This is a genomic window from Bacillus sp. OV322, assembly GCF_900112495.1.
Classification (GTDB): domain Bacteria; phylum Bacillota; class Bacilli; order Bacillales; family DSM-1321; genus Peribacillus.
This window is the reverse complement of record NZ_FOMA01000004.1, coordinates 15,736-37,279: the sequence shown is the minus strand read 5'-3', so window position 1 is coordinate 37,279 and position 21,544 is coordinate 15,736. Positions and strand designations below refer to the sequence as shown.

The following is a 21,544-nucleotide window of genomic DNA, read 5'->3' as shown; positions in this document are numbered from 1 at the left end:
ATGTTTGTCAACGCCAACCATGTTCGTTCTCTGTTTGGTTTGTCAAGGCGTTCATTTAGGCCTTTTTTGAATTCGCTCGAATCAAAGCTGGTTTGGAGTTATTATCCAGGAAAATGGAAATTAAAAAGCGGAAAGAGCTCTGTAAAGTAAGGAAAACGGGCTCTTTTCGCTTTTTTTGACTGATACAGGCTATTGTATATGATTTTCAGCCTTTTTATCAAAGGCGAAGTTAAAGTTATTGGTTGATTCTGAATGATATCCCTGACTGTATAAATTACTTTAAACGATAGGGATAAAGAATCTATTTTAGATTATTTAAATCGCCTTTTCTCGGTTTCGGCTTCCAAACAAGGAGCCTTAATTGGTGAATAGAGAAAGAAGGTTTTCTTGTGATATCAGTAGAATTCTAATGAAACAAATTGAAAACATCCTTACATTACATTTTAAGAGCGACACGGTGTTTATTTCCGATGCCCACTATTCTTACAGTTCTAGCGACAATGTGGAGCACTACAACTTTATTTAATGTGGTTTCAATTCCTCGACAATAGAAAAATGGAAAGCCATTTGAGTAAGAAAAAGCAAATGCTTATCTTGGCAAGTGTTTATGGAACTTGGGAAGCCGCAGATAAATTAAAACTGAGAAACTACGCATTCTAGTTGAAGATTACACCAGTTATTTTGTATCTCCTAGCTCGTGTGTTTGCTGTCCGTTTTTACTAAAGTAAAGTATGTTTACTCTCCTAAATTCAATAACCATTTACGCAATTTATCCTTCGGGTAGTACACCTTACCGCTTATTATAATATGCGGAATGTTTGAATGCTCTTGAATTAAAGATTTTGCATCTTCTCTCGATATCCCTATAAAATAATGCACATCATTTTCTTTAATTAGTTGGTGTTCATCATCTTCATTTAACGAATCGAAAAGGCTTTTTGCATTCGGGTTTTTAAAATTTTTCAGTCCATCTCCGATAAAATATCCTGCAGCTGCAATCCCTACCGATACAAAAAAAATACTCCATTCCATTACTTTCTCCCCCTCCTAAAAAAATGTTCATTCTATCTAAGGTTTGATGTTAAAAAACGACTTCAATAAAGTTAAAGTGCATTCCTTCACAATATCATTCTTATTTTACCGTAAATATCCAGTTTAGGTAAAACTAATTTAATTAGATGGAAGGAGAAGTCATCAGAACATTTTTCAACAAATCAACCTTTTCCTTTAACATAGCTTTATCAAAAAACAAGTAAAAGATCGATATGGCGTTGATTGCCCAAATAGTGATGGTGATGATGATATCCATCCGCCATGTAAGGATGAAGAAAGACAACAATAATCATGGAGAGGGAAAGCAGCATTTTTTCAATCATGTTTGGTCTCCGTTTGTATTTTTATTTTTAATTGCTCTATAAATTTTCCCGGATTGTCCAAGCGTATAGCTACTTTTGTATATGTTTTTTTTATACCGAAGAAAAGAACTGCCATCTGTGGTTCTTTTAATTCTAAAATGATGTGAGGGTGCAGTGCCTCGAAGTCTTTGGCTATAAATTCGATTGTTGTGGTACTGTCGGCTTTTTGCTTAAGTTCTATCGGATTTGTGTTGATTTCAGCGATGTTATCAAGCGGCAATGCCATTTTCTTTGCCAATCCAAGAGAAAGGTACAAGGTGCTGTCGGACAGTTTAACAGGATTCAGCCTGATTGTCTGGATGTCACCAAGAAAAAATATGACCGAGCAGATGTTCAGTATGAGAAGCACTGTTGACAGGACCGATGAATAGTTGTGAAGCCACCAGTGTATGCCGACTGTTTCAATCACAATTGCATGAAGCAGCATAATCTGAAAAGCAATCATGCTAGTATTTTTATGGAGTGTATAGTTGTTTTCTTCAGCAGCTGGACTTTTTCTCCACGACAGTAAGGCATAGTAAAACATCAGGAAATCTGAAGCGGCTGCCTTCACTATAGGATGTTTGCCTGTTTTCTTTTCAACTGCAGACGGAACGGAGAACAGCAGGCCTTCTTCGCTCCGGCGGACTTCCTGTATTATTGCAGGGAGATTGCGCATGAGCATAAACAGCAGTCCCAGCTCCAAAAACAGAAGCAGTCCTTCAATTGCAAATCCTCCATATGAAAGAACCTTGTACGGCTGGAAGTATTCCTGCGGGATCAGAAATCGTGCCAATATAATGCCGGCAGCCATTGAAAGAATTAGACGCTTCACATGGCCATTCTTTTTCCTCTTTATAACGAGTAGCAGCAGGGGAGAAACTATTGCCAAATCAAGGATGGAGCCAAGCACGATCCAATTTGTATCTTCCGGCAGGAATATAGGTGAAAGGGGCGAGCGGTATAATAATACGTTTGATCCGAGCACCAGGATTAACAGGACCTTCCAGATATAGTTTTTATCCTCAAGCTTCCACACAAGCATCTCATCATCTCCCTTATCCCCTCATTATAGTGTGTTTGAAAATATTTCCTTTAGTGAATTTTGACGATTTTTCAAAACTTTTCATGCGTCTGATAATGTATTGTGCTAAATGGAGAAAGAGGCCTCTGGAAACAGGGTATAGTAAAATACAGAGGATGATTTTTCAAGGGAGGTGTTTCGTGATAATAAAGTTGTTTAAATCATATTAAAGTCGTTTAAAAAATAATAAAGTCATTTAAAACTAAACGTCAGTTATGCTATTCAACAATCGGGCCATTTAATTGAATAAGACTTTCAAACAAATAATTGATATTTATGCAGATTTGGGTATTGTCTAGGATTGTACTTAAAGTAACGAGGCAGTTTTATTAAAGGAGGAAAGTCTTGGTTATACATAGAAATTAGGTATATGTCTATTTTTATAAAGGAGATAACAAATTGATGGAATATAAAGTGAAAACATATGAGGAAGCCATAGATGTAATAGAAGAGATTGGTTTACTTCCTCTAGCCCCATTAATACCTGATTTCCCTTCTTTAAATACCATTACTTTATCAGAGTATTGGCATTCAGAAACAGAGTTTGATCCTTGGATTTGGAGGACAAAATTTTCAACTGACGGGGTTGCGGGATACGGTAAATTCATTAAGAAAAAATCGGTATTGGTTTCCCGTCAGCTTCTTCCATATGTAAAAAGGGTTTTAGGCTATGCTGAGTCCGTTGAGGAACGCTATTTTAATGGAAATATATCGAAAGAAGCATTTGATATATACAAAATAATTAGACAAGAGGAAGGGATAGACACAAGGGCATTAAGAATAAAAGCAGGACTAAAGGAAAGTGATAAAAAAAGGATATTTGAGAACGCATTATTAGAATTACAAGGATCAATGGATATTGTAATTTCAGGCATACAGGAGAAAAAAAATGACGACGGTGAAAAGAACGGTTGGAGCAGTACAGCTTTTGAGACTTATGATTCTTGGGCAAGGAGGAATAAAATTGACACTTTTAAGACAGATAAAGAAGAAACAAAGAAATTTCTTATAGCTCATTTTTCAAATTTATGCAGTAATGAATCGGTAAAGAAACTTGAAAAAATATTCAAGTAATGAGATGAAATGGAGTGAATTCGTTTGGAGCTAACACACACACGTTTATTAGTAGACAATTATAAAGATTGTTTCTTATTTTATAGAGATGTTTTAGGTTTCGAAGTATCGTGGGGAGACGAAGAAACTTTATATGCAGATTTCAAGTTCAGTGGTTGTACTTTAGGACTATTTGAACGAAAACAAATGCTTGAAGCTATAGGTGCAGAGAGTGTATCTTATATTCATAAGTCTGATAGAATTGCTTTAATTTTCAAGGTCGATAATGTTGAAGAGAAATATAAGGAATTAAAAGAAAAGGTGGAATTCATAACAAAGCCTACTGCACAAGAAGGATGGGGAATTAAAGTAGCTCATTTTAGAGATCCTGATGGTTCACTAATCGAAATCTATGAGAGTATTGGATAATTTTAAAACGATGCGATTCTTTTAGAAGGTATCGTCTTTTTCTTGATCTGAAATTCAGGCAGTTTTTGAAAAAATACACTTCAACTAACAAGGTGCTTTAATCCAAAAACGATCTTCAGCAATCGGGCGCGGTTGTTGTATAACCTCTAGATTTAAACGACTTTTTTGTTTTATTTTTGGTATAGAAAAAGTGTTTTACATGAAAATTAAGTGCAAAATGTGCAAGTACGATAAGCATTATGATCTTCCAAAAGCTAAGGTTGTGTTATATTAAAGCAGATGCTGCACGATATAGAGCAATGCTGAGCAGTTTCAGAGAATCTCCTGCGAAAATATTGGTTATGAAATGGAAGCTGAAATCAGTATACAATCTGAGGCAGGCTTTAATGTTAGGTTTAGTGATTTAAGAATACTTTCATTGATTCGAATAATGCTTCTAATAGATTGCAGTGCAAAAAAAAGAAGACCCGATGGGGCCTTCTTTTTTGCTAAATTTATATACGTTTCGCACCGATAAATTTAGGCTTCCAGTATGAATTGCTTGTTGCAGCAATGGATACTCCTTTTGATGTAGCAGCTTGGATCATTTTTCCGCTTCCCATGTAGATGGAAACGTGAGTTGGGCGGGATGCCCGGTTTGGAGCAAAGAACATTAAATCGCCTGTCTTTAATGAGCTTGAGCTGACGCGGCTTCCTTTTTGGTACATATCCGCTGCTGTGCGGGGCAATGTTTTGCCGGCTTTCGCATATGAATATTTCACAAGTCCTGAGCAATCGAATCCGCTTGGTGTAGTGCCGCCGTATCTATATTTGACGCCTAAGTTGCTTTTGGCAACAGAAATAGCTTTTGTATGGTACGCCGTGCTTTTAGGAGCTGAATATGTAGCAAGATATTTTGAACTTACATATCCTGATTTTGAACTTGCTTTGATTTTAGCCCAGCCTTTTGAAGTTGAGTAAACCGTAACCTTTGTGCCTTTTTTTAATTTAGCCACGATGGATGCTCTAGTAGAAGCGCTTTTCCGTACGTTTAGCGTTCCTGAACTGACTTTCACATATTTGCTTGTAGCCGCTTCACTTAAAGTAGGTGCGACCACTGAGATACTTGATGCAAGTAAAACTAACGATAACAATTTCTTTAACAATGTAATTTACCCCCGAATCATATTTGCTAAACTCAATATATACAAATGAGATAACAAAAACATCACAGGTATATTACAAAATAATTACGTTGATTAGAAGTCTATGAAAACGCTGATATAGCAGGCTTGATGGCGATATAGTAATTATTGGTACTTTTTACATTTTGCTAGCAGAACCAGCTGTGAACAATCTTCGCCCATCCAATTGCAGACACCCACAGAGGGATGCTTAAAAAAACACCCCAAACAAATCCCCTTGAAAAGCCGCCGGTCTCCTCTTTCATAAACCACACTCCCCCCACAGGTTTTTTGCAGACTATGAAAAACACGGGCTGTTCTTTTATTATAAATGCAGCCTGATAAGGAAACTGTCATGTGGCGGCCGAATGGCATGAAAATGTTTGTCGTAAATCAGAAGATATAGAGTGAAATGCGGACAACTTCCTCAAGATTTTACATAGGATATAGAGAATCTATAGTATGGGAGGTTTCTGCATGATAAACTGGAAAGTCCGATTTAAAAATAGGCTTTGGCTCACAGGTTTTCTGTCACAGCTTTTCATAGTCATTGAAATCCTGCTGGTGGGGGCACATGCGATTGGCCTTACTGATTTTAAGCTGACAGAGGATATAAAAGGGTGGGTGCTGTCACTTGTAAATGCTGTTGCGGCACTTTTGTCCACAGTCACGAATATTCAGGATCCTACTACAAAAGGATATAGTGACAGCAGCCAGGCGAAGGACTACGAGCATCCAAGATAAAAAAAGTCCGGCTGCTGACAGCGGGTCTCTTTATGTATGTGTGCTAGTTTTCGATATAGTCCATATTTAAAAAAAGGAAGATATTGTACTATAAATCTGTTTTGCCTGAAGTTATTGGGGTATATAAAAATTACACATTCGTATAAGGGGCAAAGTCAAAGTACAAAGCTAGAGGGTGAGCGCATCTGCTATGCCAGCATCACGAGTGCTATCATGAGCTGCTTTTTCTTGAGATGAGTTCATAAAATGTATGCGGCTAAGCGCGGCGATGAGCAGGGAAGATATTTTTAAATAGGAAAGGGGACGAAAGGCTGTATCCTTTCATCCCGAATATACTATTATGACGTTTTCTTTAAGTTAGCATGTGAACGATAATAGCTGACCGCTTCCAAAACGAATCTTTTTTCCTGCGCTGTTAGCAAGTTCCATGTTCCGGCTTTGATTTTCATAATAATCTCTCCTTCGCTAGTTTTTTATGTTAAACTGCCATTATTTATAATTTATACTCTCAGTATACCGCCAATTCTTGTAAAACAAACAACACAAATTCCATCAGCTTTCCTCAGCAATAGACCTGATTTTACTCTTGGTGCTGAGGCTTTTTAGCATTCTTGGATGAAAGCTGTATGGTTTTGATGAGGAATATGTACGAAAACACTAAAAACGTCGAATGTTTTTTTATGGAGTTTTTTGAAAAAATAGGTTTATTGGAGTTTGCGCTGGCAGAAGTACTCTTGAGAGAGTATTTTTTTTGGTAAAAATATTTAATATACTTTTCCTGAAAATCGAACTTATCTTTTATTACCCCAATTGACCCAATCATGAAGCCTATTTTCCTAGAGAGGTGTTACTAAGATAACCCCGGAGGGCTAGGTAACTAACAGTCAGTTTAGTTTGATAAAGGAAGGAAGGGAAATAAAGGCTGAATGTAGAATTTGAATGAAATTGGAGGTGTGCTTATAAAACAGTATGTATATTATATGGTACCGAGTGAGATGAAAGGGGAAAAATTGATACCGCTAAATTCGTTAAAGTATCCTTATCCTCAAATGTATGAGAAATATACTAAAAAGTATTTTGACCATCCTGAGAGACCAAAACTGCTTAGTAAACAAGTTCCAAAACTAAATTGTTTATGGAATGATGTTCTGCATTTTCTGCCTTTACATCCTTATTACGTTTACATGGCTTTTACAAAGTTAGATATTAAAGCTAAAGAAAAACAACGTTTTTTTAAAGTTCCTATTGTAAATCTGAAAAACAATAAAAATGCTATCTACCTATACTCCCAAGAGAATTACAAAGGTCCATCGGAACCCATCGAAAAAGATGAAATTAAATTATTAAATATTGAAGACTATAAAGAACTTACAGAACTGCCTCCAGCTGCATTTGAATACTACAAAAAAGAAAGCAGAAAAGGAAATAGATTTGGATTGTTTCCTTATATTCCACATGTATTAAGTCTTGGTGAAGTAGATATTAACAATGCAGAAATCATAACTTGGAAAGAACCTAGATAGAGTGTGAAAAAATATACTTAAACTAAGCATGGAAGAAAACAGGGCTACTGCGGCTGATTATAAATAAAGTAAACGAAATAAGAAATATCTGGATAGTATAGCTTGGGATAACTTCCATTCACAGGCAATCGCTAAGAATTTAAATCTTTCATGGAGGAATGAATATGTCAAAATCAAACCAAAAAATCGTTCCACACTTATGGTATGAAAAGGAGGCAAAAGAAGCTGCCGAGTTTTATGCTTCCATATTCCCGGACTCAAAAATCACCAATGTCACAACTATCAAGGACACACCTTCGGGCGACTCCGAGATTGTCTCATTTGAGCTATGGGGACAGAAGTTCATGGCAATCAGTGCTGGACCTTATTTCAAAATCAATCCGTCGATTTCATTCATAGTTAATTTCGATCCATCGAGGGAAAGTGATGCGCGAGAAAAAATAGATGAGGTATGGAACAATTTGTCGGAAGGCGGCACAGCGTTAATGCCGCTCGATAAGTATCCCTTCAGTGAGAGGTTTGGCTGGATTCAGGATAAATATGGATTGTCCTGGCAATTAATGCTTACCAATCCAGAAGGTGAAGAACGGCCTGCTATCGTTCCATCACTTTTGTTTGTCGGCGAAAAATGCGGCATGACCGAAGAGGCGATACATTTTTATTTATCTGTATTTAAGAACGCAAAACAGGGACTTCTCACCCGCTATCCCCAAGGCATGGCACCTGATAAAGAAGGAACCATCATGTTCTCCGATTTTATGCTGGAAGACCTGTGGTTTTCCGCAATGGATAGCGCACATGAGCATCGATTCAATTTTAATGAGGCCATATCATTCATGGTGTATTGTGACACACAAGAAGAGATTAATCACTACTGGGATAGGCTATCTGCAGTTCCTGAAGCAGAACAATGCGGCTGGCTGAAAGATAAGTTTGGTATATCCTGGCAGGTAGTGCCAAGCGAGATGAATGAGATGATGAGCAATGCCACACCGGATCAGCGTGCACGCCTGACGAACGCTTTTCTTAAAATGAAGAAATTTGATCTGGAGAAATTACGGCAAGCATACAAGTGATAATCAGACATTGAGAGCTTCTTCTTTTCACGCAGGGACCCTGATATATACCTAAAATAAAAAAGGGTGATTTAATCACCCTTTGCATGTTTAGAAATTCTCGTTATGTCATCGAATGCTTGCTGAAGGTTTGCCATTGTTTTGATCTCAGCAAGGTTCAATCCAAGGCTGACCATGGTTTGTGCCACCTCTGGACGGATTCCTGTGATAATGGTCTTTACTCCCGTTAAGGATAAAGCATCAATTACCTTAAAAAGCTGATTGGCCACCATCGTATCAACAATCATCACACCTGACACATCTAAGATAAGATGGGAGAGCTTAAGTTCAACCGAACGGTTCAAGGTAGTTTCCATGAGTAAATGAGCTCTATCAGTATCTAAGTTTCCGATTAATGGAAGAATGCCTACTCCTTTTGTCAGTGGAACAACAGGGACGGAAAGCTCCATAAACGCATTTTTTGCATTTTCAAGGGTTTTTTGATGAAATTCAACATAAGTGAGGCTAAAACTATAAACAGCCCGATCTAACAGGGGATCTATAATTCGGATGACATCAAATACAGTGGATGCAGTCATATTTTTGGAGGCTGCTTCCTTCTCGATAGCTTCCCACATATAAGTCCGGTAATAGCTCGTATCTTTCAATGCCTCGTCCAGCGGCGCTCCAAGCTTATAAAAGAATTCGCCGGTTTCTTTTCCCCAATTAAATATTTTTTCATAGGCTCTTTCTTTGTCCATATGTTCGATTAACGCTTCTCCAAACAAACCAATGAAATTAGCCCGAATCTCCAAAATATGTGCTTCTATTTGCTCAAATTCCCTTTTTTCACTTTCAGACATTTGCACTCCAGCCATCCTGTCTCCATGTATGGTGGCGGCAATTTCATCTTTCTTTTCTAAAATCATTTCCCCTAACAATTTCAATTCATTATTCAATGTACTTCCTCCAAATCTTAATGGAACCACAAAAGTATTTTTCTATTCTTCATAATATAGTCTATCTATTTTATCATTAATAAAAAAATAATGATATTTTATGGTGCAGCTGCAATGCCTTGGTTAAAAGACGGTCTAATGGATTGTCCTGGCAATTAATGCTTACCAATCTAGAAGGTGAAGAACGGCCTGCTATCGTTCCATCACTTTTGTTTGTCGGCGAAAAATGCGGCATGACCGAAGAGGTGATTCATTTTTATTTATCTGTGTTTAAGAATGCAAAACAGGCTACCCTCAAGGCATGGAACCTGATAAAGAAGGAACCATCATGATTCATGGTATATTGTGACACACAAGAAGAAATTGATCACTACTGGGAAAGGCTATCTGCAGTTCCTGAAGCAGAACAATGCGGCTGGCTGAAAGATAAATTCGGTATATCCTGGCAGGTTGTGCCAAGCGAGATGAATGAGATGATGAGCAAAGCCACGCCGGATCAGCGTGCACGCCTGACGAATGCTTTTCTTAAAATGAAGAAATTTGATCTGGAGAAATTACGGCAAGCATACAAGGGATAATCAGAATGGAGGTGATGGATGATCTATGGTAATGCTTAAAAGTTTGTTCAGAACCTCATTCTGATTTCTATAAATAATCAGTAAAAAATGGATAGGATCCGAAGTACATATAATGTTATTTTCCATGGTAGCATAAAGTCGATTTCCTTCAAGGAATATCGGCTTTTTTTATGGGTGATTTTTTTTTATGGGTGATTTCTAAACTGCAAATAATATTAGCAATATTATAGAACCATTGAAAAAATCAAGTTTGTCTGGGCAGGAAAGGAGTGGATGTTTTTTGCTGAAAGGATAGAGAGATACATGCTTAAATAAAAGGCTCTGTTAATATCAGGTAGTAAGGAGCGTGTTCAAGTTATCATATCCAGAATGTGAATAGATTTTAATCGCGTGACAACGAAGTACTCGATTATTATTTGAGTTGGTGTGAATTTCTTGAGCAAATTAAACATCGTAATGACCACACTACTTTTATTAAAATTATTGTTGAAAGCTGCCTGTTCTCAATAGATACGATATATGATAATCTTATATTATCAAAATTTTCTAAATACTAAAGTCGATGTTCATTATGTCTTGAAGGCCATTTACTTCAATTAGTAAAATAAATATCACCTCGATACATATTTAATATAATGGGAGGTTATATGTGGGTTATATAATGGAATTGAGGAAAATAGTGGGAAGCCGTCCCCTAATAATAGCTGGAGCTTGTGTTATTTTAATAAATGATGATAAAGAGATATTATTGCAACTCCGTAATGACAATAACTGCTGGGGATTAGCTGGAGGTTCATTGGAGATTGGTGAAACTTTGGAACAAGTAGCAAACTGCTATTCCTTATAGAACTAACGGGTGCAAGAGTTGAACAAAACGTTGTTTCGGCAGCGTTTTTTCTTATTGTGCTAAAGGTGCAGGTTGGTAACACAAGAAAATGCATAGATTTATTCTGAAGTGGGCATTTCTACCTTAAAACAAGGTGGTGGCTAATAATATGAAACACATAATAATAGGGATTGTTTTATCTTTTTCCATTTTGGGATTAACCATATCCACTCCAATAAAGGCGGAAACCGAAGGAGACTTTCTCCAAGAAAAGCATAATGATTTTTATGATGCCTTTTTAGTTTTTTTAAACCCTTATGCCCAAAAAGCAATTAATAAAAAGTACCCTACTCGTAATTATGCATTGTGGAATTCAGACATATTAGAGGTAAAAAGAATGACTGGAGGGTATTCTCAATATGATTTTAAGGTGAAGGTTAAGTATGATACTTATACTGGTGCACATAATCCACAAGAAGGTCCAGTTATCATAACATTTGAAGTCAAAACAGATAAAGTTACTGTGGTTGATATTAAAGGTTAATTTTAGTATGTCATATTGAATTAACATGTACTATTTTTTAAGGAGAAGGTTGCCTTTTTTCTCATATAAAAAAAGATTGTGAAATATTGTACTTAAACTATTAGGTGCTTGAGTTTAACAAATTGGTTGCTACGTAACACTTTCTTATGGAACTAACGGGGCAGGTTAGTTACATTCACGATAAATAATCTTTCATTAATGGGGAAGAATACTTATTAAAAGGATAGAGCGGGTGCGTGGAACATTGAATAAAAGAATTAACTTTATTTATTTAATACTCTGTATTGCTTATATTGTACCAACTAATGAGATAGCCTTTGCAAGTCCAAACGATAATCCTCCTTCCATTGAGGAAATGTTCACTCAAGTTGGATATAAATCTGCTGAAGATGCCGTTAAGGAATTTGAAAATCACTTTGAACAAGATGTAAAATTGCCAAAAATCAAGCCTTCTATTCCTTTCACCCATCAATTCGGTAGATTTTATGAAGATAAGGACTATGACACAAATGATTTTCTATCAATCCATTTGGTGAATGAAAAGTCACGAGAAAATAATTATAAAGTTGATATTCGACCCTTAAAAAATAAAATAAATTTTAAGGATAGAGGCAATCAAAAAGTCTATACACTTGAAAATGGTCAAAAAGCCATTTATATGGATGATGGTCCAATTATGAATTTTCTTGTTTTTGAAAAAGATAATTGGCAATATATGCTCGGAATTGACAAAAAGGTATCAAATAAAGTTACACCTGAAATATTAGTTAAAATCGCTAACTCAACTGAATAAAATTAAAAAAATAGACCACCGAGCAGGGGCAAGGTGGTCTTTTTGTGTTAGTTAAAAAAGATATTGTGAAGTTATTCACTTCAACTAACGGGTGCGTTAGTTGAAGAAGACATGCTGCTACGGCAGCCTTATTAGTGAGGCCAATGAGGGTTATTTCGTAAAAAAACAAAAAAGGTAAAACTCAGAAAATATAGAGTTTTACCTTTTTTGAAGGGTCCTTGCCTTCTATATTAAGTTAAGATGATAGTGTTATTAATGTCTGTGATTTCGTCCTCTTACAGATTTCATAATAAAACTAACAATAAGGATTAAAATTATAGCTCCGATCAATGCTGGAATAATGGCAAAATCGGCAATATGAGGACCCCAATCACCAAAAATCAATCCGCCTAACCAGGCACCAATAAACCCGGCGATGATATTTCCAATTACGCCTCCTGGAACGTCACGGCCTAGAATCATTCCAGCTAACCAACCAATAATGCCACCTATAATTAATGACCATAAAAATTCCATTATATCAAGTCTCCTTCACTTATTTTTCAGCGTCACCGCATATTTATATCTGCCCTCTACAGATATCTTTTAAACCAAAGAAGATTTTTTCAGTCTTTTCAATAACAAGTGGCGAAAGATCATTGGAAATAATTGGATTGCAACCCGAGTGTTTAATAAAGGGCAGGTTGAAGATGTTTTATAATCACTGTTGAAAAGCAAATCCCTAAAACTGAATTCCCGAGAATCAACTCCACCTTGCTAAGCTAACGGGTGCGTTAGGTAAAGAAGGAGGGGCTGATTGCCTCCGATTTTGCCTTTTCCACTAACGTGGTAGGCTGGAAGATGCTATATTGAAAATGAGTAAATTAAATACTAGTGGGGGCTATAAATGGAGAAAAACGATAACCCATATATAACTTTCGGTGCTCAAATGGGTGATATAGAAGCAGATAATGCTGTTGCTCCTCATCTTGTAGAATTAAGTAAACTTCTAGTCCGATTCTGTAATAAACACTATTGTGTTGAAGTGGATGAAATTGCTCCAGTTCTCCGTGTAGATGGTGATTTATGGTGCTTTGGGTTTGAAGGTTGTGAAAAACTAAGACTTAGTAAAAAGAGCCGTTATATAACTGTAGATATTGGTATGCCTATTTCTCGTTGGAAGGGCATTAATGGCTACGATATTAGAAAGTACCTCATCAATAATCTAAGAGAAGCAGTTAAACTTATGGTAAAACGATTAAATAAAGAGAACTTTACCGTAAATGAAAAGGAGTTATGGACTGATTTTAATAAAGTGGAAAAAGAGTTCTTTTTAAACTAAAGGGTGCTTTACTTCAATAAGGAGTAAGGCTTTTTCTTCTTCAATTAAAGGGCAGGTTAGTACAAGAAGGCTTTTTGAAGTAAGGAAGAGAATAATTGTAAATATGCAAAAGAAAAAAATAGCGGGGTGTGCCTTCCCGAAGAGCAAAGAGAAGGGAGCATAAATCCTCATTGCCGGTGAAACAGCCGGGGACTTATACTCCCTATATATCAGTGTTCTGGTTCGCTGCCCAAAGCTTCCGGAATCATCGTGAAGCCCTCGATCACAGCATCTTCTTCCACTTCGATCATGAGGTAGCGTTTTCTGTCAAACATAATTTGCTTTACATACCTTAAGTCTTGTGGACTGATCGAAATGTTCGCCGCTTTTGTGTTAATCTTAATCGATTTGGACGTATATTTCGGAAGGATGCTGCTGGCTTTAATCTCATACTTGTCATCGTCGATGATTTTTTGGTAAGCTGACTCAACCTTTTCCGAATCAATGTCCTCAAGGCCGCTCAATTTTAGTACCCGTTCCACATCTTTGGCATCTAATCTCGGCGGCTCTTCCTCTTCTTCATTTTCTTCGATCATACGGTGGATCTCTTCATACACATTGGAAAGGGCAGAGGTGCTTAACTGATCCCCTGTTATGTCTTTCACGATTTCTTCAAAAATGATTTTGTCATCTTGTGCCGTCATTGTTTCTTCGCCGTTTAAGACTTCTTCAATGAACGCATGGTCAGGCTCGTGAACCTTGCCTGCCGAATAGAGAACGTGATTGACGTCTGCCGCGTTTTCGGTGAAGCAGGGAAACAAAAAGCCTGAAATCGGCGCCTTTAGGTTGATAATGGGGTCCACGACAAAGTGATATTTAAATTCTTTTTCTACATAGTCGAAAAGCAGCTCTTTCTTCGGCTCCTGTGTGTTATTGATGCTGCACAGGATAAACGGGTGGGAATAAACGGTATCCCGTTTGCTTGTCCCGTCCTCTTCATTTCGCCGCTTCATGGGTTTAAAATATTCTCCGCGAATGAAAGTGACGACGATATCCTTCTCGTATTGGCGGAGTTCCAGCATTCTGCCAACGATGTGGTGCATTTGCTCTTTCCAGCCGTCTACATCAGAGCTCAGCAATCCTTGATGCAAAATGAGCTGGCTGTTCTCTCCCCCGTCCCGCTTGAACTTTAACTCAAAGAGCTTTTCATCCAATTGACCGGCTAGCATTTTTTTGAAGTTATTCATGAATAACTCCTGCTGTTCCTGGTCGAGCATTTCAAAAGGCTGGCTTTCATGATGATAAATGTCACTGGGTTCCTTCGTGATATAAACATTAAAGATATCGGAAATGGTGAGTAAATCATTTCCTGCTTTGAATTGTTTTCGAATATGTGCAATGTCTTTTTGGTTCATGCTTGCATTCACTCCTAAGTTGACCTGAATTGCCTATTTACTAGAATAACAAAGCTTCATATCATTTGAACATACTTTTCTATCGATCGGTCCACAGCTCCTGAAGGGAAGGAGATTGATGTATTTAAAGTAAGGTGTATTTGATTTATGAACCAACTACTTTGTGAAATATGCTACTTAAACTATCGGGTGCGTTAGTTTAAGAAGGAGGGCTGCTACATCAACTTTTTGTGTTGGTTTTTAATAAAGATTGATAATTTATAATAAAGATTGATGATAAATAATAAAGTTTGATGAAAAACAACCTCTATGGGTAAAATATCCATAAGAGGTTTTAAATGCATTAGCTATTGTAGGTAATGAGTTAATTAATGAGAATTACTTAGTAAAATCGCAACAACCTGATTCATTAAAGATTGCTAATAAGCTATTGAATTTAGAGGAGATTGATTGGTCAGCCAACGGAGAATTAAAATCCGTTAAAGGGGTTGCGGGAACGAAAATATTAGCTAAAGATATTAGAAGCTGTATCAATTAATGAAAAACGTAAAGAAGGAGGAATGTTACAATGATAACATTCCTTTTTTTGTTTCGGGTGGTATTATATAGTAAAATCAAAACTTTTTCTTATTAATGGGGGCTTTAACAAATGAAAATTGAATGGATAAAAATAAAGGGGTTTAGAAATTTTGATAATGAAAAAATTAATTTTGCAGAGCAAACTTTAATCATTGGAGAGCTAATGATGTTGGGAAAACAAATTTAATATACGCATTACGTCTTCTTTTTGATCGTAGTTTAAGTGATAGAGATTTGGATTTATTTAACAGTGATTACAATGTGTATACCAAATCAGATTCTATTGAAATAACAGTGAAACTTGTAGAAGTTACGGAGGACTGTTTAATAACCGTATTTAAAGGAGATTTGAACAAGGAAACTGTTTATATACAATATAAAAATTCAAAGAATAGTGAATATAGTATTCTTTCGGGGGCCACAGAAGAAACGTTAGAAGAAAGAAATTCTCGATTTTATATAAAACGTTTGAATATGGAATATGTGAATACAAACCGTAATTTAGAATCTTTTATGAAAAGGGAGAAAAACCGAATTTTAGAAGATGCAAAATTAAAATTAACAGAAGAACAAACACAATCAGACGAACAATCTGTTCTCAAAATTAAGCGTAATTTAGAACTTGTAAATAAAAGAGTGGATCGCTTAAATTATATTCAAGAATCTTTAACTAAAGTAAATAATGAATTAAGTTCTCTTGCTATACATAATGAAGGCAAAGTATTGACTTACAAAAATTCTAATTCTGATGCTACGAGAATGCTAGATAACTTAGAATTAACATATAGCACTGATGAAGGTGCCTTAACTTTAGGCGGAGATGGTAGAAATAATCAAATCTTTTTAGCAACATGGGTTTCTAAACAAAAAAATGTAAGTTCGTTAGAAAAAGTAACTTTTTATGCTATAGAAGAACCAGAGGCACATTTACATCCACAGCAACAACGTAAGCTTTCTAGCTATTTATTAGATAAATTTGAAGAACAAGTTTTTATTACTACACATTCTCCGTATATTGCAACAGAGTTTAAACCTGATAGGATTGTTAAATTATGTTCTAAAGGGAAATTTACTAAAGCTGCCAAAGGTGGATGTAGTGAAGAACTAAACACGGATTTTGATGATTTTGGTTATAGGCTAGATGCTATTACATCAGATGTTTTTTTTGTAAATGGTGTATTTTTAGTTGAAGGGCCCTCAGAAAAGTTGTTCTATACTGCTTTAGCTAAACAATTAGAGATTGATTTAGACCGTTTAAACGTGTCAATTTTATCTGTTAACGGTGTAGGTTTTAAACCATATATTAAGATTTGTTTGGCTTTAGACATTCCTTTTGTATTAAGAACAGATAACGATATTTTTAGTAAAACAAAAAAAATTGGGCAAAAGAATGTTGAGTTTTATTTCCAAGGTGGCATATCGCGAGTTATGGGGATATATACAGAATTGCTAAAAACAGTAGATAATCAAGGGTTAATAGAGTATTGGAAAACTCACCATTTAAAAAATGAATGGTTAAAAATCAGACAGCATCCACAAGTAGCTAAGGATCTTGCAAATAATATTATTCAAGAAGTAGAAAAAAATAATATATATATATCACAAATTGATTTGGAAAATGACCTAGCTAACAGTAGTTTATTGAGTTCGCTAAAAAAATTCTATAATACTAGAGCAATAAAAAGCACTGTAGGTAAGATGCAAAAAGCAAAAGCCGAGAATATGCTGAAATTTTTAAAAGCTCACTTTGATGATTTAAAATGTTTAAGTGAGGATAAGATTTCAGAACCACTTAAACAAATAAAAAATTTAGCTGAAAAGGTTGTTAATGAGAATGAAAAAAGCGACTAAACCTACATCTGAACAAATGAAAATTATTGAAGAGCAGGGGAATTTAGTGGTGACTGCTAAACCAGGTAGTGGTAAAACATATACTATAGTAGAAAAGATAATTGATATTTCTAGAAATTTATTAAATTATCAAGGTGTTATAGCTATTTCATTTACAAGAAAAGCAAGCAAGGAGCTAGAGCTACGTTACAAAAGAAAAAGTATTGAAAGTAATTATCACTTTTTTGGCACTATAGACAAATTTTATATTTCCGAAATTATTGTACCTTTTTCAAAGCTTTTATTTGGCGTAGGAAAGAAATTGGAAGTTAAAGATTCGATAGATGATTATTCAAAGTATAACGATTTAAAGAAGTTGAAGCATACTAGAGATGATAAAGAGTTATTTAAATTACTAGAACAAGCATTGCAAGAAGGGGTGTTGTTTTTAGAAATTAGTGGCGAAACAGCATTATTTATATTAAATAAAGTACCACAGTGCTTAACATATCTTAAGGCTAGATATACTCATATTTTTATTGATGAATATCAAGATTGTGGTGAGATTCAACATGAAATATTCTTGAAACTAGTTAATAACGGCATTACAGGAATAGCTGTTGGAGATTTAGACCAAGCTATTTATGCATTTAGTAACAGGTATTCTAGATATTTATTATCTTTAATAGGTGATGATAGTTTTACTCATTTAGAAATCACTCGTAACCATAGATGTCATAAGTCAATATCAGATTATTCTTTAGAATTAATGGGGGTTGCTAGGGAAAGTATAGAAGAAGATAAAAGAGTACTTAAAATTAATGTTAAAGGAACAGATGAACATATTATTTATGGTATAGAAAATAATCTAGATGAAATAAAAAGGAAGTTTAATTTAAGTAAAAATAGCGACTTTGCAATTTTATGTAGAAACAATGGTACCGCTAGGCGAGCGGCTGACTTTTTAACAATAGAAAACAAGTTATTTGTAGATACAGCTTTGGATAAAGTTGGAGAGAGTTGGGCAATTTTATTTAATGATCTCTTAATGTCCTATTATCTATATCAAATTAAAGAAGTTACTGTTCTTGATTTTATTAGTAAATATATAAATGAAGAACTAAATTATAAGGTATTCCAAAAAGGATTAAAATTAGTTGATAAAATATTTAGATTACCGGAAGGTGAATTGAAAAATAATTTTGGAGAATTTAACAAAATTGCAAAATTGATAGATCCAGAGCAAGAAGATAAAAGAATTTTAGCGATGTTAAAGGATCTTCTAAATAATGAAGAGGCTTTGCAAAGTTTCAAGCCAGCAACGGATAATGAAGTAAATATTATGACTTTGCATAAATCGAAAGGATTAGAATTTAAGTGTGTGTTTTTATTAGATTTATATAGATGGATTTTACCACAAGAAGGAGATTGGTTATCTGAGGAAGATTATATACAAGCATTAAATTTACATTATGTTGGAGTTACGAGAGCAATTGAAGTTTGTTATATCATGATAGGAGAGCAAAGATATAGACCGAAACAAGGAGATTTTATTAGAGCTCAAGAATCACCATTTTTATATTTGTATAACACACCTAATTTGAGAATAGATCTAGAATGGTAATATATATTTTTTTATTAGGTGAGATAGTTGATGAGAGAAGAAGTAAAATTTAAGGATCATTTAAAAATAATTAAAATAAATTGTGTTTAACGTAAATTATTAGATGGAATGGATATGAATGCAATGGCAAAAAAGTTTTTGTTTTGGAATGTTAATAAGAAAAATTTCTCTGACTTAATTGTTGAACTGGTAAAGGAATTATCAATAGATGTAATAATATTGGCCGAAGTACTCCAAGAAAGCAGCTCTAATGCGAGTGGAAAAAATGCTATTAATTTACCTGAATTAAAAACCATTTTAAATAATGAAACTGGAAAACAATATATTTCTCGTTTTAGAAGTGGTCAAAAAATAGTTTTAATTGATAGCTTAGAAAATGGTCAAAATGTAAGTACAGATGAAGATAAAAGATTATCTAGTTGTAAATATAATATTAATAACGAGGAAATTTTAGTAGTAGGTGTACATTTAAGAGATCGTTATACGCATGATTTGAGTGACTTATTTGATTTAGCAGGACAACATAGAGAATTTATCGACAGCTATAAAATTGATAAAGTTATAGCGATTGGAGATTTTAATATGAATCCCTATGAAAAAGGTATTATGGGGGCTACAGGATTTAATGCAATTTTCAGTAAGGAAGAAATTATTTATAATCCACAAAGAAAATTTGGTTATAAAAATAAATCATTTTATTATAATGCTTCTTGGGATGCATATAAACTAAGTTCACCTCAGGGCACATATTATTATAGTGATAATAACTCTTCTCTAAATCCTTATTGGAATTTACTAGATCAAGTTCTTATTTCTTCAAGTATGATGGACGCATACATTAGCAACTCATTTAAAATTATTACAGAGATATCTGGAAAGGAACTATTGAAGGATGTAACAAGTAGAACAACTAAAATTAAGAAAAAAGTTATCGACAATAATTATTCAGATCACTTACCAATTGTGTTTGAAGTAGATATTTAAGGATGATACAGATATGGATAGATGGAAATATACAAATGAAAATGTACATATTACACCTAAATTTTTAAGGGAAGTTTTAATGGTAGTAGAAAGAGAACTTGTTAAAATATTTTTTTTAGAATTAAATGTTAGATATGATTATGAAATTGAAATTAAACATTTTAGTGAGACTTCTATGAAATCACCACATTATTGGGTTCGTTTAAAGTTTTTTTTAGAAGGTCAGGAAAAACAAAAATTTACATTGATGACATTATACTGTGTGGATGACTTTAATTATCCAGTAAAAATTCAAGCGAATTATTTATATGATGATTTCCTTGAATTTAAGAGTGAAAATGATTTCTTAGAAGTATTAAAAATGATTTTAAAAAAGTGTTTTTTAGAGATGAATAGTTACATAGAATTCAATAATACTAACGATGAGCTGTTAAACTATAATAATGATAAATTTATTGAATCTGATAAATGGATAGTAGCGAATAAAAGGGTTGAGACTAAAAGTGCTTGTGCAAATTATTTTCTTGAACATGATGAGCAATTAGTTAAGAAGAACACACTTAAATATACTAATCGAAAAAAATGGACACTGGAAGAAAAAGAGCTAATTATTGATAATATCCCTTCATATAGAAAAGAACTCGATAAAAACGACAAGGAGTCTTTCAGGGAAATTACAAATGAATTTGCTAGTAAGCTTCTAGGCAAGTATAACGATATTTATGAACACAGAAGTGTTGAAAATCTAGCAAATCGATTAGCATATTTTGATGAGTTACTCGCAGGCGTCCACACTAATTATTCAAGAATCGATGAAATTTATTTTGGAAAGTTAAAGAGATTAGATGGTAATACATTTAAAAATCCGGCAAGAAAGTGGCGTAATTAAAGGAGAATAATCATTCTTTTTTATAAAAACTTTCACAATGAAAAACAAAACCAACGTATTTTGATCAATCTTTATTCAAAATGCTTTGGTTTATTCCACTGTAAATTCAACGGGTACAGCCTATTTTTAATCAAACTTTATTTCAATCCTACATTTTGGTCTTCAGCTAACAGGCAGATTAGTTGCACAATAAATGATATATTAAACCTGATTAAAAGCATCGTAAAGGTGGCTATTCAAATGGGAAATTGGATTGAATTATCTACAATAGAAGATAAAGAGGTATGGGATAGGATATATGATGAATTTACTTTTGAACCAAGCATATCAAAGTTCCCATCTTTTGAAGTGCCAAGTCCATTTATCACATATGATGTATCCCCGTATCTAAATTGGTCCGGGGATTCAGATACTTATGATGAGATTAACAATGATCTAGAGGATAAGTCATTGCTGGTTTTTCAAGAACTTACACAAAAAAATGAATATATGTATGCATTAGATTGGCAACAAACAGGTTATTGGATAAACCCCCGTATGGAGTTTCCGAAAAGTGAATTTGATGAATGGACGGTACCTATTTCTCCAAACGGTGATTATTACTTTTTTATTCATAAGAATTTTGAATGGGGATTATTAGGACACCCTTGGGAAAAAACCACACTATTTTTGGAAAAGAATTGATAAAAGGTTTTGAAAAACATAAACCAAGTATGTTTCAAAAAATATTACGTCAGGGTTAATGTAAAACTTGTTTAACTACCATGAAAATAAGTTT

19 protein-coding genes and 4 pseudogenes are annotated in these 21,544 nt (G+C 34.5%); 16 read left to right on the top strand and 7 right to left on the bottom strand.

What is annotated here, in order from left to right; genetic code table 11:
* Window positions 1-400: 400 nt before the first annotated feature.
* Window positions 401-660, top strand: a pseudogene (locus BM126_RS21925) (IS1595 family transposase); the annotation flags it as partial.
* Window positions 661-735: 75 nt separating this feature from the next.
* Here BM126_RS21925 and BM126_RS10500 read toward each other — a convergent pair.
* From BM126_RS10500 to BM126_RS10495, 3 genes are all read right to left on the bottom strand, one after another.
* Window positions 736-1,032 (bottom strand): DNA-binding protein, encoded by a 297-nt coding sequence (locus BM126_RS10500; protein ID WP_090989471.1) that lies wholly within the window; start codon window positions 1,030-1,032, stop codon window positions 736-738.
* A 209-nt stretch (window positions 1,033-1,241) separates the two neighbouring features.
* A complete protein-coding gene (locus BM126_RS22840; protein ID WP_256213058.1) occupies window positions 1,242-1,376 on the bottom strand; it encodes a hypothetical protein in 135 nt (44 codons plus the stop codon).
* Window positions 1,369-2,439 carry a hypothetical protein gene (locus BM126_RS10495; RefSeq protein ID WP_090989470.1) on the bottom strand — a complete coding sequence of 357 codons (1,071 nt, stop codon included), beginning with the start codon at window positions 2,437-2,439 and terminating at the stop codon, window positions 1,369-1,371. Before BM126_RS10495 ends, BM126_RS22840 begins: the two co-directional genes overlap by 8 nt.
* A gap of 441 nt (window positions 2,440-2,880) precedes the next feature.
* Between BM126_RS10495 and BM126_RS10490 the strand changes: the two genes are divergently transcribed.
* Together BM126_RS10490 and BM126_RS10485 are read left to right on the top strand one after the other, a co-directional pair.
* Window positions 2,881-3,552, top strand: coding sequence for an AlkZ-related protein (locus tag BM126_RS10490; RefSeq protein WP_256213057.1), 672 nt, complete (start codon window positions 2,881-2,883; stop codon window positions 3,550-3,552).
* 24 nt (window positions 3,553-3,576) lie between these two features.
* Window positions 3,577-3,960: a VOC family protein gene (locus BM126_RS10485; RefSeq protein WP_090989468.1), complete on the top strand. Its 384-nt coding sequence runs from the start codon at window positions 3,577-3,579 to the stop codon at window positions 3,958-3,960.
* A gap of 494 nt (window positions 3,961-4,454) precedes the next feature.
* Here BM126_RS10485 and BM126_RS10480 read toward each other — a convergent pair whose 3' ends face one another.
* Window positions 4,455-5,105 carry a C40 family peptidase gene (locus BM126_RS10480; protein ID WP_090989467.1) on the bottom strand — a complete coding sequence of 217 codons (651 nt, stop codon included), beginning with the start codon at window positions 5,103-5,105 and terminating at the stop codon, window positions 4,455-4,457.
* A gap of 495 nt (window positions 5,106-5,600) precedes the next feature.
* On the opposite strand from BM126_RS10480, the gene BM126_RS10475 reads away from it, so the two are divergent.
* The 3 genes from BM126_RS10475 (at window position 5,601) to BM126_RS10460 (ending at window position 8,466) form a co-directional block, all read left to right on the top strand.
* Window positions 5,601-5,867 (top strand): phage holin, encoded by a 267-nt coding sequence (locus BM126_RS10475; RefSeq protein WP_071352079.1) that lies wholly within the window; start codon window positions 5,601-5,603, stop codon window positions 5,865-5,867.
* A gap of 935 nt (window positions 5,868-6,802) precedes the next feature.
* The gene (locus BM126_RS10465) at window positions 6,803-7,390 is read left to right on the top strand and encodes a group-specific protein (RefSeq protein ID WP_256213056.1); all 588 of its coding nucleotides are present in this window, start codon (window positions 6,803-6,805) and stop codon (window positions 7,388-7,390) included.
* A gap of 164 nt (window positions 7,391-7,554) precedes the next feature.
* Window positions 7,555-8,466, top strand: coding sequence for a VOC family protein (locus BM126_RS10460; protein ID WP_090989465.1), 912 nt, complete (start codon window positions 7,555-7,557; stop codon window positions 8,464-8,466).
* Window positions 8,467-8,537: 71 nt separating this feature from the next.
* Here BM126_RS10460 and BM126_RS10455 read toward each other — a convergent pair whose 3' ends face one another.
* On the bottom strand, window positions 8,538-9,404 hold the full coding sequence (locus BM126_RS10455) for an STAS domain-containing protein (protein WP_090989464.1): 867 nt from the start codon (window positions 9,402-9,404) through the stop codon (window positions 8,538-8,540).
* A gap of 140 nt (window positions 9,405-9,544) precedes the next feature.
* Here BM126_RS10455 and BM126_RS23300 point away from each other — a divergent pair.
* From BM126_RS23300 to BM126_RS10435, 4 genes and pseudogenes are all read left to right on the top strand, one after another.
* A pseudogene (locus tag BM126_RS23300) lies at window positions 9,545-9,982 on the top strand (VOC family protein); the annotation flags it as partial.
* Between the two features lie 649 nt (window positions 9,983-10,631).
* Window positions 10,632-10,811: pseudogene (locus tag BM126_RS10445) on the top strand (NUDIX domain-containing protein); the annotation flags it as partial.
* Window positions 10,812-10,977: 166 nt separating this feature from the next.
* A complete protein-coding gene (locus BM126_RS10440; RefSeq protein ID WP_090989463.1) occupies window positions 10,978-11,352 on the top strand; it encodes a DUF3888 domain-containing protein in 375 nt (124 codons plus the stop codon).
* 244 nt (window positions 11,353-11,596) lie between these two features.
* On the top strand, window positions 11,597-12,145 hold the full coding sequence (locus BM126_RS10435; protein WP_141770058.1) for a DUF4367 domain-containing protein: 549 nt from the start codon (window positions 11,597-11,599) through the stop codon (window positions 12,143-12,145).
* Window positions 12,146-12,397: 252 nt separating this feature from the next.
* Here BM126_RS10435 and BM126_RS10430 read toward each other — a convergent pair whose 3' ends face one another.
* A complete protein-coding gene (locus tag BM126_RS10430) occupies window positions 12,398-12,661 on the bottom strand; it encodes a GlsB/YeaQ/YmgE family stress response membrane protein (protein ID WP_177201394.1) in 264 nt (87 codons plus the stop codon).
* A gap of 370 nt (window positions 12,662-13,031) precedes the next feature.
* On the opposite strand from BM126_RS10430, the gene BM126_RS10425 reads away from it, so the two are divergent.
* The gene (locus tag BM126_RS10425; protein ID WP_090989460.1) at window positions 13,032-13,466 is read left to right on the top strand and encodes a hypothetical protein; all 435 of its coding nucleotides are present in this window, start codon (window positions 13,032-13,034) and stop codon (window positions 13,464-13,466) included.
* 209 nt (window positions 13,467-13,675) lie between these two features.
* Here the strand turns inward: BM126_RS10425 and BM126_RS10415 are convergent, their stop codons facing one another.
* On the bottom strand, window positions 13,676-14,860 hold the full coding sequence (locus BM126_RS10415; RefSeq protein WP_090989458.1) for a DUF4317 domain-containing protein: 1,185 nt from the start codon (window positions 14,858-14,860) through the stop codon (window positions 13,676-13,678).
* 765 nt (window positions 14,861-15,625) lie between these two features.
* On the opposite strand from BM126_RS10415, the gene BM126_RS10410 reads away from it, so the two are divergent.
* From BM126_RS10410 to BM126_RS10390, 5 genes and pseudogenes are all read left to right on the top strand, one after another.
* Entirely contained in the window at window positions 15,626-17,290 is a 1,665-nt protein-coding gene (locus BM126_RS10410; protein ID WP_256213083.1) for an ATP-dependent nuclease, read from the top strand.
* A complete protein-coding gene (locus BM126_RS10405) occupies window positions 17,274-18,893 on the top strand; it encodes a UvrD-helicase domain-containing protein (RefSeq protein WP_177201393.1) in 1,620 nt (539 codons plus the stop codon). The genes BM126_RS10410 and BM126_RS10405 overlap by 17 nt, the downstream gene beginning before the upstream one ends.
* 114 nt (window positions 18,894-19,007) lie before the next feature.
* Window positions 19,008-19,877, top strand: a complete 870-nt coding sequence (locus BM126_RS10400) for an endonuclease/exonuclease/phosphatase family protein (protein ID WP_090989455.1) — start codon at window positions 19,008-19,010, stop codon at window positions 19,875-19,877.
* A gap of 13 nt (window positions 19,878-19,890) precedes the next feature.
* Complete coding sequence (locus BM126_RS10395) at window positions 19,891-20,766, top strand: hypothetical protein (RefSeq protein WP_090989454.1); 876 nt, start codon at window positions 19,891-19,893, stop codon at window positions 20,764-20,766.
* A gap of 240 nt (window positions 20,767-21,006) precedes the next feature.
* A pseudogene (locus tag BM126_RS10390) lies at window positions 21,007-21,509 on the top strand (DUF2716 domain-containing protein).
* The last annotated feature ends 35 nt before the right edge of the window (window positions 21,510-21,544 follow it).

Bases quoted from the DNA above. Each gene is read 5' to 3' on its own strand.
- BM126_RS10440 (WP_090989463.1), top strand. From the start codon at position 10,978: ATGAAACACATAATAATAGGGATTGTTTTATCTTTTTCCATTTTGGGA.
- BM126_RS10405 (WP_177201393.1), top strand. From the start codon at position 17,274: ATGAAAAAAGCGACTAAACCTACATCTGAACAAATGAAAATTATTGAA.
- BM126_RS10500 (WP_090989471.1), bottom strand. From the start codon at position 1,032: ATGGAATGGAGTATTTTTTTTGTATCGGTAGGGATTGCAGCTGCAGGA.
- BM126_RS10460 (WP_090989465.1), top strand. From the start codon at position 7,555: ATGTCAAAATCAAACCAAAAAATCGTTCCACACTTATGGTATGAAAAG.
- BM126_RS10495 (WP_090989470.1), bottom strand. From the start codon at position 2,439: ATGCTTGTGTGGAAGCTTGAGGATAAAAACTATATCTGGAAGGTCCTG.
- BM126_RS10475 (WP_071352079.1), top strand. From the start codon at position 5,601: ATGATAAACTGGAAAGTCCGATTTAAAAATAGGCTTTGGCTCACAGGT.
- BM126_RS22840 (WP_256213058.1), bottom strand. From the start codon at position 1,376: ATGATTGAAAAAATGCTGCTTTCCCTCTCCATGATTATTGTTGTCTTT.
- BM126_RS10430 (WP_177201394.1), bottom strand. From the start codon at position 12,661: ATGGAATTTTTATGGTCATTAATTATAGGTGGCATTATTGGTTGGTTA.
- BM126_RS10400 (WP_090989455.1), top strand. From the start codon at position 19,008: ATGAATGCAATGGCAAAAAAGTTTTTGTTTTGGAATGTTAATAAGAAA.
- BM126_RS10490 (WP_256213057.1), top strand. From the start codon at position 2,881: ATGGAATATAAAGTGAAAACATATGAGGAAGCCATAGATGTAATAGAA.
- BM126_RS10395 (WP_090989454.1), top strand. From the start codon at position 19,891: ATGGATAGATGGAAATATACAAATGAAAATGTACATATTACACCTAAA.
- BM126_RS10425 (WP_090989460.1), top strand. From the start codon at position 13,032: ATGGAGAAAAACGATAACCCATATATAACTTTCGGTGCTCAAATGGGT.
- BM126_RS10415 (WP_090989458.1), bottom strand. From the start codon at position 14,860: ATGAACCAAAAAGACATTGCACATATTCGAAAACAATTCAAAGCAGGA.